This window comes from Spirillospora sp. NPDC047279, assembly GCF_040643285.1.
Lineage (GTDB): Bacteria > Actinomycetota > Actinomycetes > Streptosporangiales > Streptosporangiaceae > Spirillospora.
On record NZ_JBEYUA010000003.1, the window covers coordinates 365,064 to 390,516 of the forward strand.

25 protein-coding genes, 1 tRNA gene and 2 pseudogenes are annotated in these 25,453 nt (G+C 72.7%); 11 read left to right on the top strand and 17 right to left on the bottom strand.

Annotation, left to right across the window (positions count from 1 at the left end):
• Window positions 1-17 precede the first annotated feature (17 nt).
• Window positions 18-737, top strand: a complete 720-nt coding sequence (gene rph, locus ABZ810_RS08885; protein ID WP_358401099.1) for a ribonuclease PH — start codon at window positions 18-20, stop codon at window positions 735-737.
• A complete protein-coding gene (rdgB, locus tag ABZ810_RS08890; RefSeq protein ID WP_358401101.1) occupies window positions 734-1,405 on the top strand; it encodes an RdgB/HAM1 family non-canonical purine NTP pyrophosphatase in 672 nt (223 codons plus the stop codon). The genes rph and rdgB overlap by 4 nt, the downstream gene beginning before the upstream one ends.
• 77 nt (window positions 1,406-1,482) lie before the next feature.
• Here rdgB and ABZ810_RS08895 read toward each other — a convergent pair whose 3' ends face one another.
• The 6 genes from ABZ810_RS08895 to bcp all read right to left on the bottom strand — a co-directional run bounded on the left by ABZ810_RS08895 (window position 1,483) and on the right by bcp (window position 6,286).
• Complete coding sequence (locus ABZ810_RS08895; RefSeq protein WP_358401104.1) at window positions 1,483-2,382, bottom strand: MEDS domain-containing protein; 900 nt, start codon at window positions 2,380-2,382, stop codon at window positions 1,483-1,485.
• 159 nt (window positions 2,383-2,541) lie between these two features.
• On the bottom strand, window positions 2,542-3,465 hold the full coding sequence (locus tag ABZ810_RS08900) for an anti-sigma factor RsbA family regulatory protein (protein WP_358401107.1): 924 nt from the start codon (window positions 3,463-3,465) through the stop codon (window positions 2,542-2,544).
• On the bottom strand, window positions 3,462-4,358 hold the full coding sequence (locus ABZ810_RS08905) for an MEDS domain-containing protein (protein ID WP_358401110.1): 897 nt from the start codon (window positions 4,356-4,358) through the stop codon (window positions 3,462-3,464). Before ABZ810_RS08905 ends, ABZ810_RS08900 begins: the two co-directional genes overlap by 4 nt.
• A 139-nt stretch (window positions 4,359-4,497) precedes the next feature.
• Window positions 4,498-5,493, bottom strand: a complete 996-nt coding sequence (locus tag ABZ810_RS08910) for a sensor histidine kinase (protein WP_358401112.1) — start codon at window positions 5,491-5,493, stop codon at window positions 4,498-4,500.
• 162 nt (window positions 5,494-5,655) lie between these two features.
• Window positions 5,656-5,740: transfer RNA gene (locus ABZ810_RS08915), tRNA-Leu, on the bottom strand.
• A gap of 78 nt (window positions 5,741-5,818) precedes the next feature.
• Entirely contained in the window at window positions 5,819-6,286 is a 468-nt protein-coding gene (gene bcp / locus ABZ810_RS08920) for a thioredoxin-dependent thiol peroxidase (RefSeq protein ID WP_358401114.1), read from the bottom strand.
• Between the two features lie 138 nt (window positions 6,287-6,424).
• On the opposite strand from bcp, the gene ABZ810_RS08925 reads away from it, so the two are divergent.
• Window positions 6,425-6,727, top strand: coding sequence for a DUF3618 domain-containing protein (locus ABZ810_RS08925; protein ID WP_358401116.1), 303 nt, complete (start codon window positions 6,425-6,427; stop codon window positions 6,725-6,727).
• Here the strand turns inward: ABZ810_RS08925 and ABZ810_RS08930 are convergent.
• From ABZ810_RS08930 to ABZ810_RS08960, 7 genes are all read right to left on the bottom strand, one after another.
• The gene (locus ABZ810_RS08930) at window positions 6,681-6,938 is read right to left on the bottom strand and encodes a zf-HC2 domain-containing protein (RefSeq protein WP_358401118.1); all 258 of its coding nucleotides are present in this window, start codon (window positions 6,936-6,938) and stop codon (window positions 6,681-6,683) included. The genes ABZ810_RS08925 and ABZ810_RS08930 overlap by 47 nt on opposite strands.
• Before the next feature lie 31 nt (window positions 6,939-6,969).
• Complete coding sequence (locus ABZ810_RS08935; protein ID WP_358401121.1) at window positions 6,970-8,262, bottom strand: glycoside hydrolase family 4; 1,293 nt, start codon at window positions 8,260-8,262, stop codon at window positions 6,970-6,972.
• Window positions 8,263-8,328: 66 nt separating this feature from the next.
• Window positions 8,329-9,495 carry a PfkB family carbohydrate kinase gene (locus tag ABZ810_RS08940; protein WP_358401124.1) on the bottom strand — a complete coding sequence of 389 codons (1,167 nt, stop codon included), beginning with the start codon at window positions 9,493-9,495 and terminating at the stop codon, window positions 8,329-8,331.
• A 14-nt stretch (window positions 9,496-9,509) separates the two neighbouring features.
• Window positions 9,510-10,196: an SIMPL domain-containing protein gene (locus ABZ810_RS08945; RefSeq protein WP_358401127.1), complete on the bottom strand. Its 687-nt coding sequence runs from the start codon at window positions 10,194-10,196 to the stop codon at window positions 9,510-9,512.
• Between the two features lie 61 nt (window positions 10,197-10,257).
• On the bottom strand, window positions 10,258-11,442 hold the full coding sequence (locus tag ABZ810_RS08950) for an amino acid deaminase/aldolase (RefSeq protein WP_358401129.1): 1,185 nt from the start codon (window positions 11,440-11,442) through the stop codon (window positions 10,258-10,260).
• A 52-nt stretch (window positions 11,443-11,494) separates the two neighbouring features.
• The gene (locus ABZ810_RS08955) at window positions 11,495-12,448 is read right to left on the bottom strand and encodes a PHB depolymerase family esterase (protein WP_358401132.1); all 954 of its coding nucleotides are present in this window, start codon (window positions 12,446-12,448) and stop codon (window positions 11,495-11,497) included.
• Window positions 12,449-12,482: 34 nt separating this feature from the next.
• Complete coding sequence (locus ABZ810_RS08960; protein WP_358401135.1) at window positions 12,483-14,222, bottom strand: BTAD domain-containing putative transcriptional regulator; 1,740 nt, start codon at window positions 14,220-14,222, stop codon at window positions 12,483-12,485.
• Between the two features lie 134 nt (window positions 14,223-14,356).
• On the opposite strand from ABZ810_RS08960, the gene ABZ810_RS08965 reads away from it, so the two are divergent.
• On the top strand, window positions 14,357-15,136 hold the full coding sequence (locus ABZ810_RS08965; protein ID WP_358401137.1) for a hypothetical protein: 780 nt from the start codon (window positions 14,357-14,359) through the stop codon (window positions 15,134-15,136).
• A 7-nt stretch (window positions 15,137-15,143) separates the two neighbouring features.
• On the opposite strand, the gene ABZ810_RS08970 is transcribed toward ABZ810_RS08965, so the two are convergent.
• On the bottom strand, window positions 15,144-16,499 hold the full coding sequence (locus ABZ810_RS08970) for an MFS transporter (protein WP_358401140.1): 1,356 nt from the start codon (window positions 16,497-16,499) through the stop codon (window positions 15,144-15,146).
• Window positions 16,500-16,632: 133 nt separating this feature from the next.
• On the opposite strand from ABZ810_RS08970, the gene ABZ810_RS08975 reads away from it, so the two are divergent.
• Entirely contained in the window at window positions 16,633-17,592 is a 960-nt protein-coding gene (locus ABZ810_RS08975; RefSeq protein WP_358401142.1) for an AraC family transcriptional regulator, read from the top strand.
• 48 nt (window positions 17,593-17,640) lie between these two features.
• Here the strand turns inward: ABZ810_RS08975 and ABZ810_RS08980 are convergent.
• Window positions 17,641-17,766 (bottom strand): annotated as a pseudogene (locus ABZ810_RS08980) (LysR family transcriptional regulator); the annotation flags it as partial.
• 255 nt (window positions 17,767-18,021) lie between these two features.
• On the opposite strand from ABZ810_RS08980, the gene ABZ810_RS08985 reads away from it, so the two are divergent.
• From ABZ810_RS08985 to ABZ810_RS08995, 3 genes are all read left to right on the top strand, one after another.
• Window positions 18,022-18,603 carry a hypothetical protein gene (locus ABZ810_RS08985; protein WP_358401145.1) on the top strand — a complete coding sequence of 194 codons (582 nt, stop codon included), beginning with the start codon at window positions 18,022-18,024 and terminating at the stop codon, window positions 18,601-18,603.
• A 77-nt stretch (window positions 18,604-18,680) separates the two neighbouring features.
• Window positions 18,681-19,829 carry an epoxide hydrolase family protein gene (locus ABZ810_RS08990; protein ID WP_358401147.1) on the top strand — a complete coding sequence of 383 codons (1,149 nt, stop codon included), beginning with the start codon at window positions 18,681-18,683 and terminating at the stop codon, window positions 19,827-19,829.
• Window positions 19,830-20,057: 228 nt separating this feature from the next.
• Window positions 20,058-20,852, top strand: coding sequence for a VOC family protein (locus ABZ810_RS08995; protein WP_358401150.1), 795 nt, complete (start codon window positions 20,058-20,060; stop codon window positions 20,850-20,852).
• Here ABZ810_RS08995 and ABZ810_RS09000 read toward each other — a convergent pair.
• Complete coding sequence (locus tag ABZ810_RS09000) at window positions 20,849-21,952, bottom strand: helix-turn-helix domain-containing protein (RefSeq protein ID WP_358401152.1); 1,104 nt, start codon at window positions 21,950-21,952, stop codon at window positions 20,849-20,851. The two genes, ABZ810_RS08995 and ABZ810_RS09000, sit on opposite strands and share 4 nt — an antisense overlap.
• A gap of 60 nt (window positions 21,953-22,012) precedes the next feature.
• On the opposite strand from ABZ810_RS09000, the gene ABZ810_RS09005 reads away from it, so the two are divergent.
• Entirely contained in the window at window positions 22,013-22,915 is a 903-nt protein-coding gene (locus tag ABZ810_RS09005; RefSeq protein ID WP_358401155.1) for an LLM class flavin-dependent oxidoreductase, read from the top strand.
• 66 nt (window positions 22,916-22,981) lie between these two features.
• On the opposite strand, the pseudogene ABZ810_RS09010 reads toward ABZ810_RS09005, so the two are convergent.
• Window positions 22,982-24,005 (bottom strand): annotated as a pseudogene (locus tag ABZ810_RS09010) (LLM class flavin-dependent oxidoreductase).
• Here ABZ810_RS09010 and ABZ810_RS09015 point away from each other — a divergent pair.
• Window positions 24,004-24,210 carry a hypothetical protein gene (locus tag ABZ810_RS09015; protein ID WP_358401157.1) on the top strand — a complete coding sequence of 69 codons (207 nt, stop codon included), beginning with the start codon at window positions 24,004-24,006 and terminating at the stop codon, window positions 24,208-24,210. The pseudogene ABZ810_RS09010 and the gene ABZ810_RS09015 sit on opposite strands and share 2 nt — an antisense overlap.
• A gap of 387 nt (window positions 24,211-24,597) precedes the next feature.
• Window positions 24,598-25,446 carry a formyltetrahydrofolate deformylase gene (purU, locus tag ABZ810_RS09020; RefSeq protein WP_358401159.1) on the top strand — a complete coding sequence of 283 codons (849 nt, stop codon included), beginning with the start codon at window positions 24,598-24,600 and terminating at the stop codon, window positions 25,444-25,446.
• Window positions 25,447-25,453 lie beyond the last annotated feature (7 nt).

The following is a 25,453-nucleotide window of genomic DNA, read 5'->3' on the forward strand; positions in this document are numbered from 1 at the left end:
GCGATAGGGTGAGACGCATGGCTCGCCCTGACGATCGCGCTTCCGACCAGCTCCGTCCCATCCGCATCCAGCGTGGCTGGCTCGACCACGCCGAGGGGTCGGTGCTCATCGAGTTCGGTGCCACCCGGGTCCTCTGCGCCGCCTCCGTGCAGGACTCGGTGCCCCGCTGGCGGCGCGACAGCGGGCTCGGCTGGGTGACCGCGGAGTACGCGATGTTGCCCCGGGCCACCCACACCCGCGGCGACCGCGAGTCGGTCCGGGGCCGCCTGGGCGGCCGGACGCACGAGATCTCCCGCCTCATCGGCCGGTCCCTGCGGGCCGCCATCGACTTCAAGGCGCTCGGCGAGAACACCGTGCAGATCGACTGCGACGTGCTGCAGGCCGACGGCGGCACCCGTACCGCCGCGATCACCGGCGCCTACGTGGCGCTCGCCGACGCGGTGACCTGGATGCGCGGCAAGGGCCTGGTCAAGGGCGACCCGTTCGTCACCTCCGTCGCCGCCGTGAGCGTCGGCGTCGTCGCCGGGGAGCCGCGGCTCGACCTCTGCTACGAGGAGGACGTGGCCGCCGAGACCGACATGAACGTGGTGTGCACCGGCGACGGCCGGTTCGTCGAGGTCCAGGGCACCGCGGAGGGGCAGCCGTTCGACCGCGCCGAGCTCGACACCCTCGTCGACCTGGCGGCAGGGGGCTGCGCCGAGCTCACCCGCCTCCAGCGGGAGGCCCTCGGCGGATGACGAAGATCATTCTCGCCACCCGCAACGCGGGGAAGATCACCGAACTGCGCCGCATCCTCTCCGGCGACGTGCTCGGCGGGTCCGGAGCCGCCGCCCGAGCCGGCGTCCCGGCGGGTGACAGCATCGAGGTCGTCGGGCTGGACGCCTACCCGGACGCCCCCGACGTCCCCGAGACCGAGCTCACCTTCGAGGGCAACGCGCTGCTCAAGGCCCGCGCCGTCTGCGCGCACACCGGCCTGCCGGCGGTCGCCGACGACTCCGGCCTCTGCGTGGACGCCCTCAACGGCATGCCGGGAGTGCTCTCGGCGCGCTGGTCCGGGCGGTTCGGCTCGGCGACCGGCGACAAGGACCGGGCCAATCTCGACCTGCTCCTCGACCAGCTCGCCGACGTCGGCGACGAGCACCGCGGCGCCTACTTCGTCGCCGCCGCGGCCCTCGTGCTGCCGACCGGGGTGGAGCACTGCGTCGAGGGCCGGATGTACGGCCGGATCATCGGCGCCCCGCGCGGGGCCGGCGGCTTCGGCTACGACCCGGTCTTCGTCCCGGACGGCGAGGAGCGCACCTCCGCCGAGCTGGCGCCCGGGGAGAAGGACGCGATCAGCCACCGGGGCAAGGCGTTCCGTACGCTCGCCGACATCCTCCCCGAGGCCCTGGCCGCCGCCCGCTGATCCCGTACCCGCGCTGATCCCGTAACGCGCTGATCCCGGACAGCGCCGGCCTCGCGGCGAGGTCGGCCGGCCTGTCGTCAGGAGGTCGGCCGGTCCGGGCACTCGCCGAGGCGGAGGCCGGGCATCATGTGCCAGCCGACCGTCTCCATCACCGTCCGGAACTGCGGTGACATCCGGTCGAGGACGAGCGGGCCGCGTTCGGCGCGGCGCCGGGCCGTCTCGGCCAGCATGTTGATCGAGCCCAGGTCGATGAACGACAGCCCGGCCAGGTCAAGATGGATCTCGCGGCCGTTGACCGACGACGCCAGCCTGCCGAGCGCGCGGTCCAGCACGGTGTGCCGGGACGCGTCGAGCTCGCCGGACAGGGCCAGGCCGGCCGGCTCGAAGGTGCGCACGATGCGCAGCACCGTGTCGTCGAACTCGGGGTCCGGGCCGACGAGGACGTCGTGCGACCGGTGCAGGGAGCCGAGCTCGTCGGGCGTGCAGCGGCGCCGGTCGTAGCAGCAGATCGCGATGACGGCGGTGCTCGGCCGGATCGCCCGCTCGATCTGCAGCTCGCTGCCCAGCAGCGGCTCCAGGCCGCCGGGTCGGCGGACGGCCCAGGTCAGGTCGGCGGTCACCCGGACCGTCTCGTAGCCCTCCTGCCGGGCGCGCAGGATCTCGCGGACGAGCGCGTCGCCGACCGCGGCGGGCGGGCAGGACGGCCCGCCCAGCTCTTCCAGCGGGATGACGCGGAGGCCGGGCGACCGGGTGCCGGCGCCCTGCGTTCCGGGTGATGTCCCGGGTGCCGTCCCGGGCGGAGTGACGCGCAGGGCCGACTCACCGAGCACGATGACCTTGTCGCCGGCCTCCAGTCCGCAGCGGACGAACGAGCCGACGACGTGCCGCCGCTCCTCGTCGTTCGCGAACGCGAGCAGGGCGTGATCACCAGGCCGTAGTTCGCGGACCGGCCGGCGGACGGATACCAAGGTCTCCATATCGCCTTCCCTCAGCCCCCGCCCAGCCGCCCTGCCAACGGACGAGCCATGCTCGAAGCCTTCCACCGCATCTCCGGGGTCGAAACCAGACTACGTCCAGGGTGCCACGGCGAGTAGCGGGTCCCTTACCGCCTTTTACCGGTATTTGAGAGACGTCCGTCACCGGCGTACGTGCAGCCGCACGAACGTGCCGTCCCAGCCGGCCTTCAACTCCACGAGGTCCACCAGCAGCCGCACGGTCCACAGCCCGAACCCCCGCTGCAGCGCCGACTCCGGCGGGACGAACCCGGTCAGCGGGCCGGGACGCCAGAAGCCGTTGTCGCCTATCTCGCACACGAGCTCGTCGTCGTCGGCCCACAACCACACGCCCATCGGCGGGGTGCCGTGCCGCACCGCGTTGGTCGCCACCTCGTTGACCGCGGTGACCAGGGTGCGTGCGGCCGTGCTGTCGAAGCCGTGCCCGAGGGCGCGGGTGCCGACGAAGGCCCGCAGGTCGTGCAGGTCGTCGCTCTCGATCGTGCGGTATTCGGCGTCGCGCGGCCGGTCGAGGCAGACCTTGCTGTCGCAGCCGTTGCCGAAGTCGACCGGCTCGACGTACGACTCGTTGACGCGAGTGCGGCCGTCGTCACCGCTGAGGAACTTGGGGTGCGTGTGGCGGGCGTGCTCGATGACCCCGTGCGGCAGCGCGGTGCGGTCGTAGGGGCACAACGCCGATGCGCCGGAGTCCTTGAACGCCACGTTGATGAGCGACTCGTACCGGGCCCACTCCAGCGTCTCGCGCGGATCCTGGCCGCGCCAGACCGGCTCGGCCAGCGCGCGGACGGTGCGCGGCCGGCTCTCCTGGACGATGCCCTGGTAGTCGCGCAGCGTGCGCACCGGGTGCCGGTAGAACTCCTCCGACGGGGCGAAGATCATGCCCTGGCCGTCGGCCCCGAGCGTCTCGCGCACCGCCTCCAGCCCCCGTCGCTGGATGACGACCACGACCTTCTCGTCCTGCTCCATCCCCTCACGGAGGAACGGGACGGCGGTGCGCAGGAGGTCCTCGATGCCGCCGTACAGGAAAGCCCTGTGCTCCAGTGTCATGAGGCCATTCCTCGTTCTTGCCCGCGGGCCAGCCCGGGGAGCCGGTGCCAGCCGACCATCTCGATCACGTTCTCCACGTCGGGCGGTAGGTGGTCCAGGACCAGGGCGTCGTCGGTGGGGAGGCCGGTCGCGTGGTGGGCGAGCAGGTTGAGGCCACCGAGGTCGATGAAGCCGAGCCTGGAGAAGTCCAGGTGGATGCGCCGGCGGTCGCAGGTGACCAGCGACAACTTCTCGGCGAACACCGCGTGCCGCGCCGCGTCCAGCTCCCCCTCGACCCGCAGCCCGTGCGGCTCGAAGGTGCGCACGATGCGGAGGATGCCATCGTCGAATTCGGGATTCACTTCCACGAGGACCTCGTGAGTGTTCCGCAGGGCGTCGAGCTCGTCGGCGGGACAGGCGTGCTTGTCCACCTGGCAGATGGCCATCGCCATGGTGCTGGGGGAGACCGTCTCGCCGAACTGGTGCTCGCAACCCAGCATCTGGGTGATGTCGGACCGGCCGGGCTCGTTGAGCACCCAGCTGAAGTCCGTGGTCAGCCGGACCGCACGGAAGCCCTGGTCGAACGCTTCGTCGACCTCCCGCTCGAGCGTGCGCAACATCCGGTCGGGATCGAACCGGCCCCGGCCGGAGAGGCAGGCGCGCTCGCGCGGGATGACCCGCAGCTGCCTGGTGTGGGTGAAGGTGCACAGATCGATGCCACGCCTGGGACGTACGCCGGGCAGCCTGTCGGCGGGAGCGTCCGTCACGTAGACGACCTTCTCCTCGGTGCCGAGCCCGTCGTACACGAAGTCTCCGATGATGTGCGCGCGCTGTTCCTCGCCGGAGAAGGCAAGCCACGCATGGTCACCAGGTCGTATCTCGTTCACGGGCCGTTCGGCGATCCAGCTGTCCATGGCCTGCCCATCAAGGTTGGCGTGGATTCGTTCAGCGTACGCCGCGGGCGGAGATTTGGAAGCCCAATGCATAGAGTTCCTCACGCTGCGTGCCACCCCCTGGTAACGCCCTTCCGCCCCCGGTGTCGCGTCGCCATGACTAGCCACCTCCGCCCCCGGTCGTGGATCCGCCCCGCGCGCCGACGGTGGCCGGCACGCTCGGCAACCGTAGCCGGAGCCGGACCGCCGTGCCGTCGTCTCCGGTGCGGATCTGCACCATCGAGCACAGCAGCCGCACCGCCCACAGGCCGAACCGGCCCGGCCCGTCCGGCCGCGGCGGGATGAGGCCGCGCCCGGAGCCGGCCGGCCACCGGCCCGCGTCGGTCACCTCGCAGACGAACGCGGCCTCGCGCCACTCGACCCACATCCGGAGCACCATCGGCGGCCGGCCGTGGTTGGTCGCGTTGGTGACGACCTCGGTGACCGCGACCAGCAGCCGCTGGAGGTCTTCTTCGGCGAGGGGCGTGAGCCGCGCGTAGTCGGTCACGTAGGCGCGCAGCCAGTAGAGGTCGGGCCGGTCGATGGTGAGCGTCCAGGCGTCGTCGGGCGGCGCGGGCAGCGGCACCCGGTCGCAGAGGGAGTTGTAGGCCCAGGGGTCCATGTATCCGGGATTGCCGACCGCCCGGTCGCCGCGCAGCGTCTCCGGGTGGGTCCTGCGCGCCGCGGCGACGACCCCGGCGGGCAGCGACCTGGCGTACGGGCAGAGGATCGCGGCGCCGGTGCCGGCGAACGCCACGTTGACGATCGCCTCGAGCCGCTGCCATTCGAGGACCTCCAGCGGGCTGCGCGCCGTCCACGCCGGCTCGGCCAGGACCCGCAGCCGCCGGCCCTCGCCGCACAGCCGGTCGGCGTCGCCCAGGCAGTCGGCCAGCGTGCGCGCGGGATGCGCGTACCACCGGTCGGGCGCGACGAACTCGACCCGGCCGGCGCCGGGCGGCCCCAGGGCATCGCGCAGCACCGCCTCGCTGCCGATCCCGGTGACGGCCAGCACCCGGTCGCCCGCGTCGATCCCGTCGCGCAGGAACGGCATGGCCCCGGCCAGGAAGTCGTCGATCCCATCGTAAGGAAGCACCCGATGGGAGAAGGGTTCGCTCACGGTGCCCACCTGCGTCATGATCACAGCGCGACCGCCCGCTCACCGAACGAACGGGCCAGTCCAGCCTAAGCCGAATGGCCCCTCGTCGCCGAGAGCGTTTTTCAGATGATGATGCGTAACGGGAGTCTCACCTGCTCGCGCGGGTGAAATCGTGCTCGTGGGTGCGGACGGGGGGACTCGAACCCCCACGGTGTCTCCACCAACAGGACCTAAACCTGCCGCGTATGCCTGATTTCGCCACGTCCGCCAGCTTTCGACCGGATCAGCGGATCCCGTCGAAGCCGTGCTCGTTCGATCTTAGGCCGGGACGGCCCCGCGGACCTGGTCAGAGACCGAGGTCGCGCCGGAGCCGGTCGACGTGACCGGTCGCCTTCACGTTGTAGTACGCCTTTTCGATCCTGCCCTCGGCGTCGACGATGAACGTCGACCGGATGACGCCGACGACCAGCTTGCCGTACAGCTTCTTCTCGCCGTAGGCGGCGTAGGCCTGGAGGACCTTGGTGTCGGGGTCGGAGAGGAGCGGGAAGGTGAGCCCCTCCTTCTCGCGGAACTTGGCGAGCTTGGCGGGCTCGTCCGGGGAGACCCCCACGACCGCCACGCCCGCCGAGTCGAGGTCGGCGAGGCTGCCCTGGAAGTCGACCGACTCCTTGGTGCATCCCGGGGTCATCGCGGCCGGGTAGAAGTAGAGGATCACGCGGCGGCCGCGTAGGGACGCCAGGGAGACGGGGTTGCCGTCGGCGTCGGGAAGCTCGAAGTCAGGGGCGACGTCGCCCGGCTGCAGCCGCTCGGACACGGAGATCCGCCTTTCGCTGGGATGGTCACCCCACCGTACCGGCTGGGGTGGGGGCGGCGTCGGCCGGGAAGACCTGACAAGATATGCGGATCATGCGTCGCGACGCTCGGACGATAGGAACGACGATAGGAACACGGCATGGCTGACAGGCGCGATCCGGAGGCGCTGGAGCGGGAGATCGAGCGCACCCGCCTGGAGCTCGCACGCACCATCGACGAGCTGGCCGACCGGGTCAATCCCCGCAACGTGGCGGAGCGCGGCAAGGCACGCCTCCGTGAGCAGGCCGGGCAGGTCGTCCAGACCGCGCGGTCGTTCGTCTACACCCGCGAGCCCGAGGACGGCGAGCCGGGGCAGATCAACCCCAAGGCCGTCGCCGTCGGGGTGGGCGTGGCCGTCACGCTGACCGCCATGGTCCTCTTGAAGCGGCGCAGGCGCCGCTGAGACGCCGCACGGAGGCGCCGGTCCGCGAGCCGCGGCCGGCGCTTCTGCGTGTCCGGGTGAGGACGCGGACGACGCCCTGCAGTTCGGACAGCTCGGTGCGGCAGAGCTCGCACCTGGACAGGTGCGCCCGCAGATCGGCGGCCTCGGGGCCGGTCAGCTGCCCGAGGGCGTAGACGCCGAGATCGATCTGGTAGCCGCAGTTTCCACCCACGTCCTTGGTACGGAACGGGGGCGGATGCCGTTCAGCCGAACTGCGGAAGATACGCCCGGTGCGCCGCCAGCCCCTCGTCGAGGATCTTTTCGGCGGTGTGCTTGCCCGGCACGAACGGATGCGCCATCAGCGCCTGGAGCGCCAGCCGCCGTGAACCGGAGACGGCGGCGTCGGACGCGAGCCGCTCGTACTCGTGCACGGCCTGCGTCAGCCCGCGGACGGCGCGGGGGATCGGGCCCATGGTCAGCGGCACCGGCCCGGCCGCGGTCAGCAGGGACGGCACCTCCACGATCGCGTCCGCGGGGAGCGAGGAGATCGCGCCCCCGTTGACGGTGTTGACGATCACCCGGCGGCTCTCGTTGAGATGCAGCGTGCAGATGACGTCGATGGCGAACTCGCCGTGCTCGCCGCCGCCCCGCTCCCGGCTCGGGTCGGGGTCGTCCTTGAACGACTCCTCGGTGACCTGGGCGACGAAGCCGGGCAGCATGGCCTGGATGTCCTCGGCCCGGGTGGTGCCCTTGGCGCGCAGCTCCGCCACGACCTCGTCGTGGAAGAAGTAGTACTTGGAGTAGGAGTTGGGCAGGAAGCCGAGGGCCTTGGCGAGCTCGGCCATGCGCGACGGGTCGCGCCATGGGGTGGCGCCGCCGCCGGGGATCTCCAGGTCCGCCAGGAGGGCGGGCAGGTCGAGTTCCCTGCCGTCCAGGCGCACCCGTTCGGCCCAGGTGGCGTGGTTGAGGCCGATCCAGTCGACCTCCAGGCGCTCGTGAGGCAGGCCGAGCAGGCCGGCCCACATCTCGGTGTCGCCGACGAACTGGTCGCACAGGCCGATGACGCGGACGCCGGTGTTGCGCGTCACCGCGTCGGTGACGATGTTGGTCGGGTTGGTGTAGTTGACGATCCACGCGTCCGGCTCGGCGTGCGCGGCGATCTCCAGCAGGACCGGGACCGACCGGCAGGCCATCATGAAGCCGCCGGGCCCGGCGGTCTCCTGCCCGACGACGCCGTGCGCGAGCGGGATCGCCTCGTCCAGGCGCCGGGCCTCCATGCCGCCGGGGCGGAACGTGGTGAAGACGTAGGCCGCACCGGACAGCGCGGGCTTGAGGTCGGTGTGCGCGGTGACGGTGAACGCGGCGCCCCGGGCGGCGAACATGCGGGTCGCCAGCCGGGTCATCAGCTCCAGGCCGGCGGCGTCGGGGTCGTAGAAGGCGAGCTCGGCCCCGGCCAGGTCGCCGGCGCGGTGCAGCAGACCGCGGATCACCCCCGGCATGTAGCCGCTGCCGGCTCCGACGATCGCGATCTTGACGTTCGCCTCGGGCACGCTCACCTCTCCACTTCCATGCTCGCCCTTGTCCCGTGCTCGGCCTTTTCCGCGGTCACACTGCCGCCCCGCTCACCGCAGGGTCGGCTCGGCGCGGGTGACGGAGTCGGCGCCGCGGTCGAGCTCGGTCTCGGGAATGTAGGGGACGACGAAGTCGTAACGTTCGAGCACCTCGGGCGGGACCTCGCCGGACTCGCCGAACGCCGCGATCTCGCCCCAGCAGGGCGCGCCGAGGGAGCCGCTGTAGTGGCGCACCGACAACCCGGCGCAGAGGTTGGCGAAGGACAGCCGCTGGCCGAGCGGCCAGCCCGCCAGCGTGCCGAAGACGAACCCCGCGGCGAAGACGTCGCCGGCGCCGGTCGGGTCGAGCGCCTCGACGGGCAGGGCGGGCGCGGACGCGCGTTCGCCGGTGGTGGAGTCGACGGCGATGGCGCCGCGCGACCCCTGCTTGACCACGACGACCGGGACGCGCGCGGCGAGGGCCTCCAGCGCGGCCTCGGGGGTGCGGGTGCGCGTGTAGGCCATCGCCTCGACCGCGTTGGGCAGGAAGACGTCGACGTGCGCCAGCCGGTCGAGCACGTCGGTGGACCAGGTCTCGGTCGGGTCCCAGCCGAGGTCGGCGAAGACCAGCGCGCCCTCCTGGCGCATGGCCAGCGCCCAGGCCGGGACGTCGCGGTCGATGTCGATGAAGCAGGTCGCGGTGCGCGGCAGGTCGCTGATCAGGTCGGCGGCCGACACCGACAGCGGCTTGGTGTAGGTGACCATGCTGCGGTCGGCGGCGTACGCCAGCGAGACCGTCACCGGCGTGGACCAGCCGCCGACCTTGCGCGACCAGCTGAGGTCGACGTCCTCCTGCTCGGAGAGCGTGCGCCACAGGTAGGCGCCGAACATGTCGTCGCCGAACGGCGCGGCGAGGCCGGTGCGCAGGCCGAGGCGGCTCATCGCGACCGCGATGTTGGCGATCCCGCCCGGCGCCGAGCCGAGCCCGTCGGTGACCAGCTCGGTGCCGGGCGGCGGCAGCCCGGGCAGCCCGGTGAAGATCATGTCCATGAAGACCTGGCCGGTGAGGAAGACGTCCAGGCCCCGGCCGCCGGTCGGCACCCCGGGGCCGCGTTCCGCGCAGGGCGCCTCCAGGGACGGCTCCGGCGCGGTGCCCGGAGCCCCGGCGGTGCCCGGAGCCTTCGCGATGCCCGCGGGCCCGGCCGTTCCGTCCGTCGTGCCGGTCGTCGTGTCGGTCATGGCGCCGCCGGGCGTCACGGCCCCTCCAGGTCGGCGGGCGCGGTGGCGCGGAACCGGGCCTCCACGGCGGCGCGGACGATCTGGGTCTCGGGTTCGAGCGCGATCGCCTCGGGGGCGGAGGGCGCCGCGCCGGCCTGGCCCGCGAAGGCGGGGACGGCGGCCATGTACTCCTGGGGCCCGTGCGCGGGCCCGGTGGTGAGGCCCTCGTCCGCCAGCTCCACCAGCGCCGTCAGCCGGGAGCCGAGCGCCCCGGCGTAGCTGCGGGCGCGGGCCACGGCCTCGTGCGCCGCCTGCCGCGCGGCCTCCTTGTAGACCTCGCTGTCGCGGCGGAGCTCCCAGGCGGGGCCGTTGACGTAGGTGCGTTCCTGATCGCCGAGCCGGGTGACCAGCTCGCCGAGGACCGCGAAGTCGATGACCGCGATCTTGATCCAGACGGTGCCGCGGTAGGCGCGGACGTCGCCCTCCCGCCGCCGGTACTTCAGCAGCGGCGTGATCGAGAGACCGCCCGTCTCGAGCGTCTCGACCGCCTCCCCGTACGACCTGATCAGGTCGAGGCACGCCTGGTTGCGGGCCACCAGGGTGTCCAGGGTCTTGCGCCGGTCGCCCTCCTGAACCTCCACGTGCACGTGGAGCCGTGCGATCTCCGGCTCGACCTCCAGTACGGCCTCGCCGCGCACGCTGATCAACGGTGCGTCGGTCATGCCGCCCAACTTAACCGGTCCAGCACTGAACTCGCCCTTGACGGAAGAGGTCAGTTCGAGGTCAGAGAAAGGTGCGGCCCTCGCCACGGTAGGTGGGCACGGTGCGCACGAGGCGTTCGCCCTCCAGGAGGTGGAGGGCGTCGAATCGTTCGCACAGCTCACCGGCCTTGGTGTGGCGGAACCACACCCGGTCGCCCAGGCCCAGCAGGTCGGCGGACGGACCGAGCAGCGGGGTCTGGACCTCGCCGGCGCCCTCGTTCCCGTCGAACGACAGGCCGGTCGGCAGGTAGGGCTGCGGCAGGCGGATCCTGTCGGCCGGGCCGGACGCCAGGTAGCCGCCGCCCAGGCAGGTCACCACGCCGGGGCCGGGCCGGCGCACGACCGGCAGCGCGAAGAGCGCCGCGGGCCTGCCGCGGAAGTTGGAGTAGTAGTCGAACAGGTGCGGCTGGTAGAGGCCGGAGCCCGCGGCGATCTCGGTGACCGCGCGTTCGGCGGTGGTCTTCTCGACGCTGCCCGTGCCGCCGCCGTTCACGAACTCCAGGTCGGTGAGCTCGCGCACGGCCCTGACGATCGCGGCGCGGCGCCGGGCCAGTTCGAGCCGGGAACGTTTCTGCATGGCGCGGATCGTGCGGGCCATGGCGGGCTTGCCCGGCGGCAGGTCGCCGACCCCGGCGATCTGCGACTCGTACGCCATCAGGCCGACGAGCCGGAGGCCGGGACGCTTGAGGATCGTCTCGGCCAGCCCGCGGACCTCGTCCGGGCCGTGCAGCGGGGAACGCCGCGCGCCGACCCGCAGCCTGCCGCCGAGCGCGCGGTACGAGGCGTCGATGTCGACGCAGACGCGGACCGGGCGGCCGTCGGCGCACTCCTCGATCAGGTCGAGGTGCTCGACCGAGTCGACCATCACGGTGACCGTGGCGGCGGCGTGCTCGTCGGCGGCCAGCGCGGCGAGCGCGGTGCGGTCGCTGGTGGGGTAGGCGACCAGGATGTCGTCGCTGGTCCGCTGCTCGGCCAGCCAGAGGGCCTCGGGCAGGGTGAACGCCATGATCCCGGCGAACCCGTCCATGGCCAGGACCTCGTCCAGCAGGGCGCGGCACCGCACCGACTTGCTCGCCACCCGGATCGGCTTGCCGGCCGCGCGGCGGACCAGGTCGGCGGCGTTGTCGCGGAACGCCTGGAGGTCGACGACCGCGAACGGCGCCTCGAGGTCGGCGGTGGCGGCGTCGTAGCGCTCCCGGAGGTTCATACCAGCCAGGTTGCCACAGAAAACGCTAGATGTGAAAGTTATTCATGTCCAGCTAGCCGCGGGAATGGCCGGAGAAGAAGTCCCACAACATCCGGCTCGCCCCGCCGGGCCAGCGGTGCGTCCCGCCCACGATCTTGCAGAACGTGACCTGGGCGCCCTGGGACCCCTTGCCGGTGGTGTTGCACTGCGTGCCGGACGGGGCGCCGCCCATGGTGCCGGCGGTCTGCCGCACCGGCGGCAGCTCGCCGCGCTCCCGCCAGAACTCCACGGCCTTCGACACCGGCGGGAACCCCCGGCTGTCGTTGACGTCCCGGCGCCCGCCGCCGTTGAACGGCACGCTCCGGTCGGCGGTCCCGTGGAAGATCATCGCAGACACCGGGCGGTCCGGGTCGCACGAGGTCACCAGCGCGCCCTCGACCACCCCGATCCCGGCCACCTTGCCGGGCCGCTCGCAGGCCATCCGGTACGCCATCCCGGCCCCGTTGGAGAACCCCGTGACGTACACCCGCTCGCGGTCGGCCAGCCCGGCGCCGGTCAGCTTGTCGATCAGCTTGCTCAGGAACGCGACGTCGTCCACGTTGCCGATCTTGGCCGCGCCGCAGCAGTCGCCCGCGTTCCACGTCGTCATGAAGCCGTCGGGGTAGGCGACCAGGAAGCCCTTGTCGTCGGCCACCTTGTCGAACCCGCTCAGCGACCTGAACTGGCTCATGTTGGAGAGGCCGCCGTGCAGCGCCAGCACCAGGGGGAGCGGTTTGGCCGGCTTGCCGTCCTCCCACCTGCCCTTGGTGAGCTTGGGCGGCACGGTCAGCAGGTATTCGCGGTGCCCGACCGTGCCCACGTCCAGCTTCTGCTTGAAGGTGCCGGTGCTGGTCGGGATGCCGTCCACCCGGGTGGGCCGTTTGTCTCCGGTGCCCGTGCTCTTGCCGCCACCACCGTCCCCGGTGTTCTCGGTGCAGCCGGCGAGCACGAGAGTGGCCGTCAGCACGAGGAGCAGGATTCGCCGCATGGGAGCGAATCTAACCGCCACGAACGCCCGCAAACTACTCACCGGTAGTCCGCGGGTGCGGAACGGCGATCAGCGTCTCGTGCAACGCGTGCACCACGTGCGCCGGGAGCACCTCGCGTATGATCAGGTCTTCGGCGGACGCGTAGGGCTCGCTCTCCCGCACCGCGACGATGAGCCTGGCCTCGTGCTGACCGATGCCGCGCAGGTTGGCCAGCACGTGCTCGGGCACCGAGTTGACGTCCACCAGGCCGCCGTCGTCGAACGTGCGCGGCAGGTCGGGGCGGCCGATCTGCAGCTCGCGGGCGATCGCCGGGTGGTGCCGGGTCAGGGTCCGCGCCTGTTCCCGCCTGGTCCGCCGTTCGACCAGGTCGACCATGAGCGGGTCGGGCGGCTCCTCCGCGGCGGCCGCCGCCCGGCCGTGCGCCGGGCCGTGGTCCGGCATGGTCACGACGGCGATCTGCACCGCCGCGCCGAGCGACGCGACGATCACCGCCACGATCGCCGGGCCGTCCCACGGCGGGTTGGACCCGTCCGGCCCGGAGGTCACCAGCACGACCATGAAGAAGGACGCCAGGGCCAGGTAGGCCGCGGCCGACAGCGCGAGCACGAGGCTACGGCGCCGGGCCGCCAGGAAGGCCGGCACGGTCCATCCGGCGGTGCCGCAGGTGAGCAGGGGCACGGCGACCAGCGCGATCTGCGCCGGCAACCCGATGCCGTGGCGCTCGGCCGGGGCGGCCACCGGCGCGGGGTGGCCCAGAGGGAACGCCACCGGCGCCGGGGTCCAGCCCGATGGCGCCGCCGGGCCGGGGGGCGTGTCGACCGGCGCGGACGGAGGCGCGAAGTCCACCGGAGCCGAGACCGCCGCTGCCGCCGAGCCCACGGCCGACGCCCCCGCGGACGCGGCCGCCGGGGCCGCCGAGGGGGAGACCCACTCCGGGCGGCGCGGCGAGACGACCCACTCCGGTGGCCGCGACGACGGCGTCCGCCGGTCCTCGATCGGCCGGTCGGGGGTCAGCGCCGGGTCGGAGCGAAGGATCTTGAGATGGAGGTCCTGGAGCCGCTCGCCGGGCTCGACCCCGAACTCCTCGTCCAGGAACGTCCGGGCGGCGCGGTAGGCCGCCAGCGCCTCGGGCTGCCGCCCGCAGCGGTAGAGCGCCAGCATCAGGAGGTAGCGCAGCCGCTCGCGCAGCGGGAAGTCGGCGACCAGCAGGGTCAGCTCGGGCACCAGCGCCTCGTGCCGGCCCAGCTCCAGCTCGATCTCGGCGCAGGCCTCCAGCGCCGACGCGCGCTGGTCGCCGAGCCGGTCGCGGGCCGCGTCGAAGACCGGGCCCCTGAGCCCGGCGAGCGCCTCCTCGCGCCACATCGCCAGGGCCGCGCGCAACCGCGCGGCGGCCTCGGCCGGGGCGTCCGAGCGCACGGCGAGCGCGGCCCGCACGTCGCGCTGGAACAGCTCGGCGTCCAGGCCGTCGGGGCCCACGTGCAGGACGTATCCGGCCGGGCTCAGCGTCAGCATCTCGCCGGGCGAGCGCGGCGAGCGATCCGGCTCCAGCACCCGGCGCAACCCCGCGACGTACTTCTGGACGACGTTGGAGCCGTTGTCCGGAGGTTCGTCGCCCCACACCGCGTCGACGATCGACGGCACGGAGACCGGACGGTTGGCGTTCACGAGGAGGACGGCGAGGACGGCCCGCTGCTTGCCGGGGCCCAGATCGAGCTCCTCGTCGTCACCCCAGGCGCGCGGCCGCCCCAGGATCTCGAAGCGCAGAGACCGCACGTGCACCCTCCTGACCGGCGCGGAAGCCGGATCGCAGTCCGCCGGCAGTCCGAGCGCAGTGACGGCAGACCGACGACAGCGATCCCGCACTGACGTCCATCAGCCTCGTCCCTGACACAAGGAGAAGGGGACCGATGAGCATTAATAGGACGCTCACTCCGGCGTTCGCGTTGCCGATCGCACTCGTTTTCACCATGACGGTCGCATGCGACGCCGGCGGCGACGACGGCGCCGGGTCGGTGCGGCCGGGCACCTCCGCGCCGTCCGGCACGGCGCCGGCCGCGACGCCCACGCCCGCGGCGACGCCCAACGGGGTCGAGAAGCTGAGCGCGGCCAAGATCCTGAGCGCGGCCCGCAAGGCCACGGCCGCGGCCGCCTCGTTGCAGATCAAGGGCAAGGTCAAGGACGGGCCGCACTCCGTCGCGCTCGACCTCAGGTACGCGGGCGAGAAGCGTGCCACCGGCGCGCTGACGATGGACGAGACCCGCCTGGAGCTGACCCGGATCGGCGACACGGTCTACATCAAGGGCGACGACGCCTTCCTCCGGTCGATCGGCGGGAAGGGCGCCGTCCAGCTGCTGTCGGGCAAGTTCTTCAGGACCACGTCCAAGGACCCGGACTTCCGTGAGCTGGCCGAGTTCTCCGACGTGTCCACCCTGCTGCGGCCGGAGGGGACGGTGCGGAAGGGCACGACGACGACGATCGACGGGCGCGGCGCGATCGCGCTCGGCGACCGCGAGGGCCGGCTGTACGTGGCCACCGAGGGCGAGCCGATCGTGCTGCGCATCGACGCCGGCGAGGCCGGCCGCGTCGACTTCGCCTACGACGTCCCCGTCGACGTGAAGGCGCCGCCCTCCGGTCAGGTCGTGGACGTCTCCGCGCTCAAGAAGATGATCGAGGGCGGCCCGGCCTAGACGGGCCTCACGCCGTGGGGCGAGGCGGTCTCCGGAGGACGACGCGGGCCGCGCAGGCGGAGCCGAGCGCCAGGAGGACGGCGAGCGCGGCGACGACGCGGACGAGGCCGTCGGCGGAGGTGGGGGCGGCGAAGTAGACGCTCCCCAGCCCGGCGACGGCCGTCACGCTCGCCAGCAGCGGCCCGGTGGTGTTGAGCGCCGAGATCGCCGAGGCCAGCCGGGTGTCCACCATGGTCGTGATCCGGGCGATGAGCGGGCTGTACCCGGCGGCGTGCCCCGCTCCGGCGACCATGAGCAGCGGAACGGCGCCGAACGGCCGCCAGCCGTCGTGCTGCGTCAGGACGAGCGTGGCCGCGCACACCGCGAAGGCGAGCGGCCCCGCCGGCGGGAGCAGCCGCTGGACCCGCGGGTGGTAGCGGTTCCAGGTGAGGCTCAACGCCCCGAAGCCCAGCGCGTACGGGACGAACGCCAGGCCCGCCTCGATGGGGGAGAAGCCGAGCCCGGACTGAAGGTGCAGCGTCAGGGTGAGCAGGAAGACCGTGTAGCAGCCCATGACGATCCAGCACGCCGCCAGGCCCGGCTTCACCCCCGCCGGCCGCAACGCCGCCATGTCGAGCACCGGGTGCGGGGCGTTCACCTCGTACCGCACGAACGCCGCGAGCAGCACGACGCCCAGCACGAGCCACGCCCAGGCGTACGGGGGCAGGAAGATGAGCGGCACGATCAACGTGGTCATCGCCGCGGTCAGCCCGGCGACGCCCACCAGGTCCAGCCGGGGCCGCCGGACGTCGCTCGCGGCGGCCGGCAGCACGCGCGTCCCGATGGCCAGGAGCAGCGCGCCGACCGGAAGGTTGATCAGGAACGCCGACCGCCAGGAGACGCCGACCGCCAGGCCGCCGACGACCTGCCCGAGCGCCACGCCCAGCGCCAGCACCATGCTGTAGAGACCGATCGCCCGGTGCCGGGCCGCGCCGTCCCAGTGCAGCTGGATCAGCGAGAAGACCTGCGGGATCAGCAGCGCCGCGCCGGCCGCCTGCGCGATGCGGGCGACGACCAGCGTCGCCGCGGTCGGCGCCAGCCCGCACAACGCCGAGGCCAGCGTGAACCAGGCCAGCCCGGCCAGGAACACGCGCCGGTGCCCGAGGACGTCGCCCAGCCGCGCGCAGGTGACCAGCAGAACGCCCGTCGTCAGCAGGTATCCCGAGACGATCAGCTGGATCGCGGCGCCGCCCGCGTTCAGGTCCTCGTGGATCGTCTGCGCGGCCACCGAGACGATCGAGCCGTCCATGGCCGCCATCGCCTGCCCGGTGAGCAGCACGGCCAGCATCGGTCCCCGGCGCACCCGGGGGAGAAGGTCGGTCACGGCTCGATCATGCGCCGCCGGCCGCCGTCCCGTCTTGAAGGAATATGCGGTCCGGTACGGGTCCGGCACGGGCCTGGGGCGCGGTCCGGCAGGAGGCCCGGGAAACGTCGGAGGCGGCCCGTAGATTGGAAACGTGCGTAGGGCGCGAGCAGTGGTCGAGGGGCCGCACTTCCGGATCGACACGGTCGACTGCGCGGACGACCATGCCGGGTGGTCCCGGCCGGAGCGGTCGGTCGCCACCCAGATCGTGCTGGTCAGGCGGGGGCGCTTCCGGCTCGACTCCGAGGGGCGCGAGCTGGTGGCCGACCCGACGACGGGCTACCTGCACGCTCCCGGCGTCGAGGAACGTTTCGCGCATCCGGCGGGCGGCGATGTCTGCACGTCCATCACCCTCGTCGGCGACGCCCTCCTCGCCGGCCTGCCCGAGCCGCGTTCCCCCGAAGTGCGCGTCGACGCCCGGCTGGAGCTCGCCCACCGCCTTCTCCTCCGCGCGCTTCCCTTCCGCGCGACCGGCGCGGCGGGTGCGGCGGCGCCGGGGCCGGATTCGTTGGCCGATTCGTTGGCGGAGACGGTGGTCGGCCTGCTGGGGCTGGCGCTGCGCGACCGGCCCGACGAGCGGCCGGGACCGGGCCGCGGCGAGCTGGCCCGGCGGGCGCGGGAGGCGGTCGTCGCCGACGAGCCGGGGAGCGACGACCTGGTGGGGCTGGCGCGGTCGCTGGAGACCTCGCCGTCGCATCTGAGCCGCACGTTCCGCCACCACGTCGGCATGACCGTCAGCCGCTACCGCAACCGGGTGCGGGTGAGCCGGGCGCTGTCGCGCATCGAGGAGGGCGAGACCGATCTCGCCGCGCTGGCGCTGGGCCTCGGCTTCAGCGACCAGGCGCACTTCGGCCGGGTCATGCGCGCCGAGCTCGGCGCGACGCCGGGCCGGGTGCGCGAGCTGCTCGGCGAGCATCCGCCCCCGCGGTCAGGCCGGGCTCCTCGGCCGGAGGCCGGGGTCGCCGCCGTGGGCGGCGCGGGCCGCGCGCTCCATGATGCGGCGCAGCTCGCGCTGGACCGGCAGCAGGTCGTCGCGGAGCTGCTCGCCGAGTGAGGTCAGGCGGACGACCCGGCTGGTGCGGTCGAACAACACGGCGCCGAGCCGGCGTTCCTGCTTCTTGATCGACTGGCTGACCCTGGACTGGGAGATGTGCAGCCGTTCGGCGGTCCGGCCGAAATGCAGTTCTTCGGCCAGCGTCAGGAAGATCTCGATGTCGCGCAGCTCCACCCGAATCCTCCGATTCGACAGTCCAGGGGATCGGAACCCTAGGGGACCGGAGGTTGGTGGGGCGGATGGGTCACAGGAGACTTAACTACCTCGCAACACGCATTGTGATGGTCTAGGCCGTTTTCGGGGTTTTTCTGGACGGCGCGCCGGACGGTCACCACACTGACGGCGATCTTTTCGGTCTCGGCGCCCGGAACGTTCGTCCTGAAGCGGTCAGGGCGGCGATTTCGGGTGACACGGAGGGAGGTCCGAGTGATGAGCGTGCGTCGTGTGGTCACCGGTCATGATGTCGCCGGAAAGGCGGTCGTCGTCAGCGACGAGGCGGTGGAGCCGTTCAGCCCGCGGTTCGCGCCGCGGTACACGATCTGGGCGTCCGACGAGGTCGTCGAGCTTCCGGACGAGGGTGCCGGGCCGGAGTTCGTCGGCCCGCTGATCCCGATGCCGGGCGGCTTCCATGTCCTGCGCCTCACCTTTCCCGCCGGGTTCAACTCGGACGCGATGTTCGACGTGTCCGACCCGGTGGAGGCGGCGGAGCGGGCGCGGGAGCAGCTGGCGGCCTCGGTCGCGATCGTGGACGACCCGAACCCGCCGGGGGTGTACGGGACGTTGCCGGGCTTCACCGGCATGCACGCGACCGCCTCGGTCGACTGCCTGATGCAGCTGGCCGGCGAGTCGGTGTGCGTGCTGGAGGACACCGAGATCCGCCTGAAGCCGGGGGACTGGATCGTGCTCAACGGGGTCGTGCACGCCTGGCGCAACGACGGCGACGCGGACGCGGTCCTGGTCGGCGTGGTCGTCGGGGCCGAGCACGCGGGGGCGCCGCTGCGAACCGGCTGAGGCGTTCCAAGACTGGAACGGAATGCTTCGTTCTGCTATAGTAGGACGTGTAAGAACCCATCCGAAGGGGGCACTCCATGGCTGAGATCAAGCCGTTCCGCATCGACGTCCCGCAGGCCGACCTGGACGACCTCCAGGAGCGCCTCGCGCGCACCCGCTTCGCGAACGAACTGCCCGAGGACCAGGTCACCGACGGCGTCCAGAAGGGCCCGATCGCGCCCGGCTGGGAGCAGGGCGTCCCGGTGTCGTACGTCCGCACCCTGGTCGAGTACTGGCGCGACGAGTTCGACTGGCGCGCCCAGGAGGCCAGGCTCAACGAGTACCCGCAGTTCACCACCGAGATCGACGGGCTGGAGGTGCACTTCGTGCACGTCCGCTCGCCCGAGCCGGACGCCACCCCGCTGATCCTCACCCACGGCTGGCCCAACACCTTCGTCGAGTACCTCGACCTGGTCGGGCCGCTGACCGACCCCCGCGCGCACGGCGGCGACCCGGCCGACGCGTTCCACGTGGTGATCCCCTCGCTGCCCGGCTTCGCCTTCACCGGCGCGCCGAGCGAGAAGGGCTGGGCCGCCGAGCGCACGGCCAGGGCGTGGGCCGAGCTCATGCGCCGTCTCGGCTACGAGCGGTACGGCGCGCACGGCAACGACGCCGGCGCGGTGCTGGCCCCGTTCCTCGGCCGGGTCGACCCCGCGCACGTCGTGGGCCTGCACGTGAACCAGATCTTCTCGTTCCCGTCGGGCGACCCGGCCGAGTTCGAGGGGCTCACGCAGGACGAGCTCGAATACCTGGGCTTCCTCCAGGGCTTCGTCGAGCACGCCGTCCACGACCGGGCGCAGCAGGCCCAGCCGCAGACGCTCGCGCACGCGCTCTCTGACTCGCCCGCCGGCCAGGTCGCCTGGAGCGGCCAACTGCTCGGCGACGTGGCGAGCCCGGACGTGATCCTCACCAACATCGCCCTCTACTGGTTCACCAACACCAGCGCGTCGGCGGCCCGCTGGTACTACGAGAACCACAAGGCCGAGCAGCCGGCCGAGCCGACCACGGTCCCGATCGGGCTGGCGAGCTTCGCGTTCGACTTCCGGCCGATCCGCAGGTTCGCCGAGCGCGACCACAAGAACATCGTCCACTGGAACGAGTACGACCGCGGCAGCCACTGGGCCGCGCACGACGCCCCCGACCTGCTGGTCAAGGACCTCCGCGAGTTCTTCCGCAACCTCCGCTAGGTCCTGCCCGCCCCAGTGCCGTACCGGCGCGAAGGCCCCCACCCCGTGTGCCGGCGTGGGGGCCCGGCCGGTCGTCAGGCCCATGGATCCCGGCAGCGAGGCGAGGAGCTCGGTCCGCCCGCACCCGCGACCGCTCCGCGTAGCCGGCACGGCGATGAGTTCTCGCCGGCGGCGAGGTCTGCATGTGCGACGACCGCGAGACGGGATGACCGCGAACTTGGAGGACGTATGAATCCGCCCATCGGAAGCATCCTGCTGGGCAGCACCGACCCCGGGCGGCTGCGCGCCTGGTACGAGACGGCCTTCGACATGAAGGCGGACGGCGACGGGTTCCTGCGGTTCGGCGAGGTGGGCGTGCTCATCGACGGGCGCGACGACGTGGCGCCCCGGGCCGCCGAGCCGCGGGTGATCATCAACCTGCATGTGAAGAACGCTCGCACGCTGGCGGAACGGCTCGACGGGCTGGGCGTCACCTGGATCACCGAGCTGGAGTACCGGGAGGCGGGCGGCGCGTGGTTCGCCACCCTGGAGGACCCGGACGGCAACGTCCTGCAGCTCATCGAGCTGGGGCCCGACTACTGGAGGCTCCGCCGGGAGCGGCTGGGCCACGGGCACGGCGGCCTCCTCGGGGCGGCGGCGGTGGCGTCGCGGCTTCCCGCGCAGGATCTCGAACGGGCACGGGCCTTCTACGCCGCCAAGCTCGGCCTGGAGCCCGCGGAGGAGAGGCCGGGCGGGCTGCTCTACCACTGCCAGAGCGGCAGTTTCGCGCTCTTCCAGTCGGCGGGGAGGCCCTCGGGCGACCACACGCAGATGGCATGGCGGGTGGACGACCTGGACCGGGTCGTGGCCGAGCTGCGGGAGCGCGGTGTGGAGTTCGAGGAGTTCGACATGCCCGGCTTCACGGCCGTGAACGGCGTCGTGGAGGTGCGGGGCGACTACCCGTCGCACGGAGGCGTCGGCGAGCGGGCGGTCTGGTTCCGCGACAGTGAGGGCAACCTGCTCGGCGTCGGCCAGTCGATCTAGGGCGTCTCGATCGAGGCCCGGGACGTCGGGTGGGCCGGGACGGCGAGGACCTGGAGAGCCTGGATCAGGCGTGGGCCGTCCTCGCCGAGGGGCTCGAGGAAACGGTCTTCGAGGTCCCGGCGCACCCGCTCGCCGCGGGCCAGGACGGCGCCGCCCGCCGTGGTCGGCTCGACGAGGTTGCGGCGGCGGTCCCGCGCGCTCCGGCGGCGCCGGAGGAGCCCTCTGGCCTCGAGGGCGTCCACGAGCGTGACCATGGTGGTCGGGTCGACGCCGAGGCGCCCGGCGGCCTCCGTCTGGGAGAGCGGCTCGGCGGCGAAGAGCGCGAGGAGGGCGAGCTCGCGTCCGTTGATCCCGAGCGGGGCGAGGGCCCGCGCCGACTCCTCGACGTGCCGGAGGTAGGCGTGCTTGAGCAGGAAGCCGAGCCGCCCGGCGAAGGCCGCGGGAGCCGGGTCCGAACGGAAAGTCTCTTTCGTTTCGGGGATCGATCTGAAGATCTCGATCAGGTCGTCCCAGTCGGCCTCCGGGGGCGCGGCGTGGAAGGTCGCGGCCACCGGCGCCCACGCCTCGATCTCGCGGGTGCGGCCGGTGCAGACGACGTGCGCCGAGCCGTCCGCGAGATCGAGCGCGACCGCCCGGTGCGGGAGGTCGAGGTAGAAGCCGGTGATCCCGGCGATCCGCGCGTCGAGCGGGGGCACGGTGGCGAAGGCGGGCGGCTCGTCCAGCCAGGGGCGCAGGCCGTAGCGGCGCCAGGCGTCCAGGACGGTCGGCGACGACACGCCGAGCTCCGCCGCCACGTGCCGGGACGACCGGCCGCCGCCGAGGGCGCGGAGCACGATCTCGGCGTCGCCGACCGTGCGCGGCCGTCCCGAACGTTCCCGGTCGGCGAGGGCGTCGATGCCGCCCGCCTCGTAGCGGCGGCGCCAGAGGCGGACCGTCGGCACGGCGGTGGCGGTGCGTTCGGCGATCACGGTGTTGGGCAGTCCGGTGGCGGCCAGCAGCACGATCCGGGCGCGGCGTGCCGGTGTGCCGTCGCCTCCGGCCATCGTCTCCAGCCGGGCACGATCACCGGGCTGGAGGGAGAGGGGTGCCTTGATCCGCATCTGAGAGAAGAGGTCTTTTCTGTCGAGAGATATGTTGAGTTTACGGCTTAGCCTGGCGGCATGCGAGTGACATTCGGCGTGAAGACCACGCCCATGCACGTCGGCTACGCCGACATCCTGCGGGTCTGGCGTGAGGCCGACACCGTCCAGGAGATCGAGGACGCCTGGCTGTGGGACCACATGCTTCCCCTGGCCGGTCCCAAGGACGGGCCCGTCTACGAGGGGTGGACGCTGCTCAGCGCGCTGGCGGCGCAGACGAGCCGGTTGCGGCTGGGGCTGCTGGTGACGAGCAACCGGATCCGGCAGCCGGCGGTACTGGGCAAGATGGCCTCCACCGTGGACGTCATCTCGGGCGGCAGGCTCGTGCTGGGCATCGGCGCCGGCGGGACGCACCAGCCGGCGGGCGCGGGCGGGATCGCCGGGGAGAACCCGGCCATCGCCGAGTACGCGGCCTACGGGCTCACCCTCGTACCGCCCGGCGAGGGGATCGCGCGGCTGGCGGAGACCCTGACGATCCTCAGGCGCATGTGGAGCGAGGACGTCTTCGACTTCGACGGGCGCTACTACACGCTCGCAGGCACGCGCAACGAGCCCAAGCCCGTCCGGACGCCGCCGATCCTGGTGGGCGGGTGGGGCGACCGGATGTTGCGTCTGGTGGCGGAGCACGCCGACATCTGGAACATGCCCGGCCCGCCGCACAACCCCGTGGAGATCCTGGCGGAGCGCGCCCGCGCGCTGGACGCCCGCTGCGCCGAGATCGGGCGCGACCCGGCCGGGATCACCCGATCGGTGCAGATGATCGTCGACCTCGAGGACACGGCCGGCGCGGTGGAGACCTCACTCGAACTGATCGGCGCCGGCTTCACGCACCTCGTCCTGAGCCTGCGGCCGCCGTACCCGCACGGCGTCGCGCACCGGCTGGCCGAGGAGATCATCCTGCCCGTGCGCGCACGTCTCGCCTGAACGCGGCCGGTCCGGGCGTCCTGGGGCACGGGTGACGGTCACGATCGCCGGTATCGGACCGGCGTCCTAGGACGCGGTGCGCAGGGAGGCGCGGTTCAGGCCGGCGATGCGGGCCAGGCGGCGGTGGGACTCGAGCCGGGCGTCGCGGTCCCAGGTGCTGGTGTGGACGAGGATCTCGTCGGCGCCGGTGCGTTCGATGAGGCCTTCGAGCCGCTCGGCGACCTCGTCCTCGGTGCCGTGGACGTGGCCGCGCATCGCCTCGTCGAAGATCCGGCGTTCGCGGTCGGTCATGGCGCCGGCGAGGATCTCGCCGGGCGGCGCGAGCGGCGGGAACTCGCCGCGCGTCCGCGAGTAGGCGTTCGCCCAGGCCTCGGGGACGAGCAGGCGGCGTGCCTCCTCGGTGGTCGCGGCGACCGCGACGGTGCCCGAGACGACGACGTACGGGGCGCCGCCGCCGCGGAAGTTCGCGCGGTAGCGGCGGATCGCCCTCGACCATGCGGTCCTCGCCGCGGGCGGCGGCGATGACGAGGGGCAGGCCGAACTCGGCGGCCACGTCGGCGCCCGACCCGGTGGCCAGGACGAACGCCGGGACGCGCAGGCCGTCCGCGGGCCAGGCCCGCACGCCGGGATAGGCGCCCTGATCGCCCCGCAGGAAGCCGAGCAGCTCGGTGAGCTGGGCGGGGAAGTCGTCGGCGTCGTCCTTGCCGTGGCCGAGCGCGGCGCGGACGCCGCCGGTGAAGCCGACCGAACGCCCGAGGCCCATGTCGATGCGGCCCGGATGGAGGGATTCGAGGACGCCGAACTGTTCGGCGACGACCAGCGGGCGGTGGTTGGGCAACATCACGCCGCCGGTGCCGACCCGGATGCGGGTGGTCGCGGCGGCGACGGCGGCGGCCAGGACGGTGGGCGCCGAACCCGCGACACCGGGGACGCCGTGGTGCTCGGACACCCAGAAGCGGTGATAGCCCAGCTCCTCGGCCTGGCGGGCGAACGCGACGGTGGCGCGCAGGGCGCTCGGGTGGTCCTCGCCCACCCGCGTCCGCGAACGGTCGAGGATCGAGAAGCGTGTTCCGGCCAGTGCTGAGCCCATGGCCGTTCCAACAGCGCAAGGCCCAGGTCATTCCCCCTCCGTCCCCGGCCCCGGCGCGCTGGCCGACAACCTCCTGGCCCCGCTGGCGTCCGAGTCGTACGTCCACCAGCGCGACCAGGGCCGCACCCCCGCGGAGATCACCGACGCCCTCACCCACCTGGCCCACGGCGTCCTGACCCTTGACGCCGGGCCCGGCGGGCCCTAGGAAGGCCGCGCCGAGAGGAGCGCGGTGACGGCCTGGAGGAGGTCGGGGGGGTTCCAGGTGGTCGAGGGCGGGGAGCTCGGCCGGGGCGTGCCAGCCGAAGGCGAGGAAGGTCTCGTCCTCCTCCGGCGTGAACGCGGCGGGTGCCACCTCGGGGTGGTCCTTGAAGCGGGCCAGGAAGAAGGGCTCGACCTTCCGGAAGCGCCCGTCGGCACTCGCCCTCCGGTCGTGAGACGACGTGCCCATCCTCCTCAATCCGGGCCGGGCGCGCACTCGGGCGGCCACCTCGGGCGGGACGCCGGGCGTAAGCTCGAGTCCCTCGCTCCGGACGGCCCGCGCACCTCCGGCGCCGAGATCCGTGACGAACCGCACCCTGGCGAAAGTGAGACCGTGACCGAATACGTGCTGACGCTCTCGTGCCCGGACCGGCCCGGCATCGTGGCCGCGGTCTCCGGGCTGCTGGCCGAGCGCGGCTGCAACATCCTCGAGAGCCAGCAGTTCAGCGACCTCGACAGCGGCACCTTCTTCATGCGCGTGCAGTTCGCGGCGCTGACGGCCACGCCGGAGGACGAGCTGCGCGGAGACCTCGCGGTGCTCGGCGGCGAGCTCGGGCTCGACTGGCGGCTGGAGGCCACGGCGACCCGCGAGCGAGTGCTGATCATGGTGTCGAAGGCCGGGCACTGCCTCAACGACCTGCTCTACCGGCAGCGGTCGGGCCTGCTCGACATCGAGATCGTCGCGGTCGTGTCCAACCATCCCGACCTGCGCCCGCTCACCCAGTCGTACGGGATCGACTACCACCACCTGCCGGTGCGGAAGGGCGGCAAGGCGGCGCAGGAGGGCGAGGTGTTCACGCTGGTCGAGCACTACCGCGCCGACCTGGTCGTGCTCGCCCGCTACATGCAGATCCTCTCCGACGAGTTCTGCGCCAAGCTGCCCGGCAAGATCATCAACATCCACCACTCGTTCCTGCCGAGCTTCAAGGGCGCCCGGCCCTACCACCAGGCGCACAAGCGCGGCGTCAAGGTGATCGGCGCCACCGCGCACTACGTCACCGCCGACCTCGACGAGGGCCCGATCATCGAGCAGGAGATCTCCCGGGTCGACCACGCGCACGGCCCCGAGGACCTGATGGCCGTCGGCCGCGACATGGAGTGCCTCGCCCTCGCCCGCGCCGTCCGCTGGCACACCGAGCAACGCGTCCTCCTCAACGGCGACAGGACCGTCGTCTTCCGCTGACCTGGGG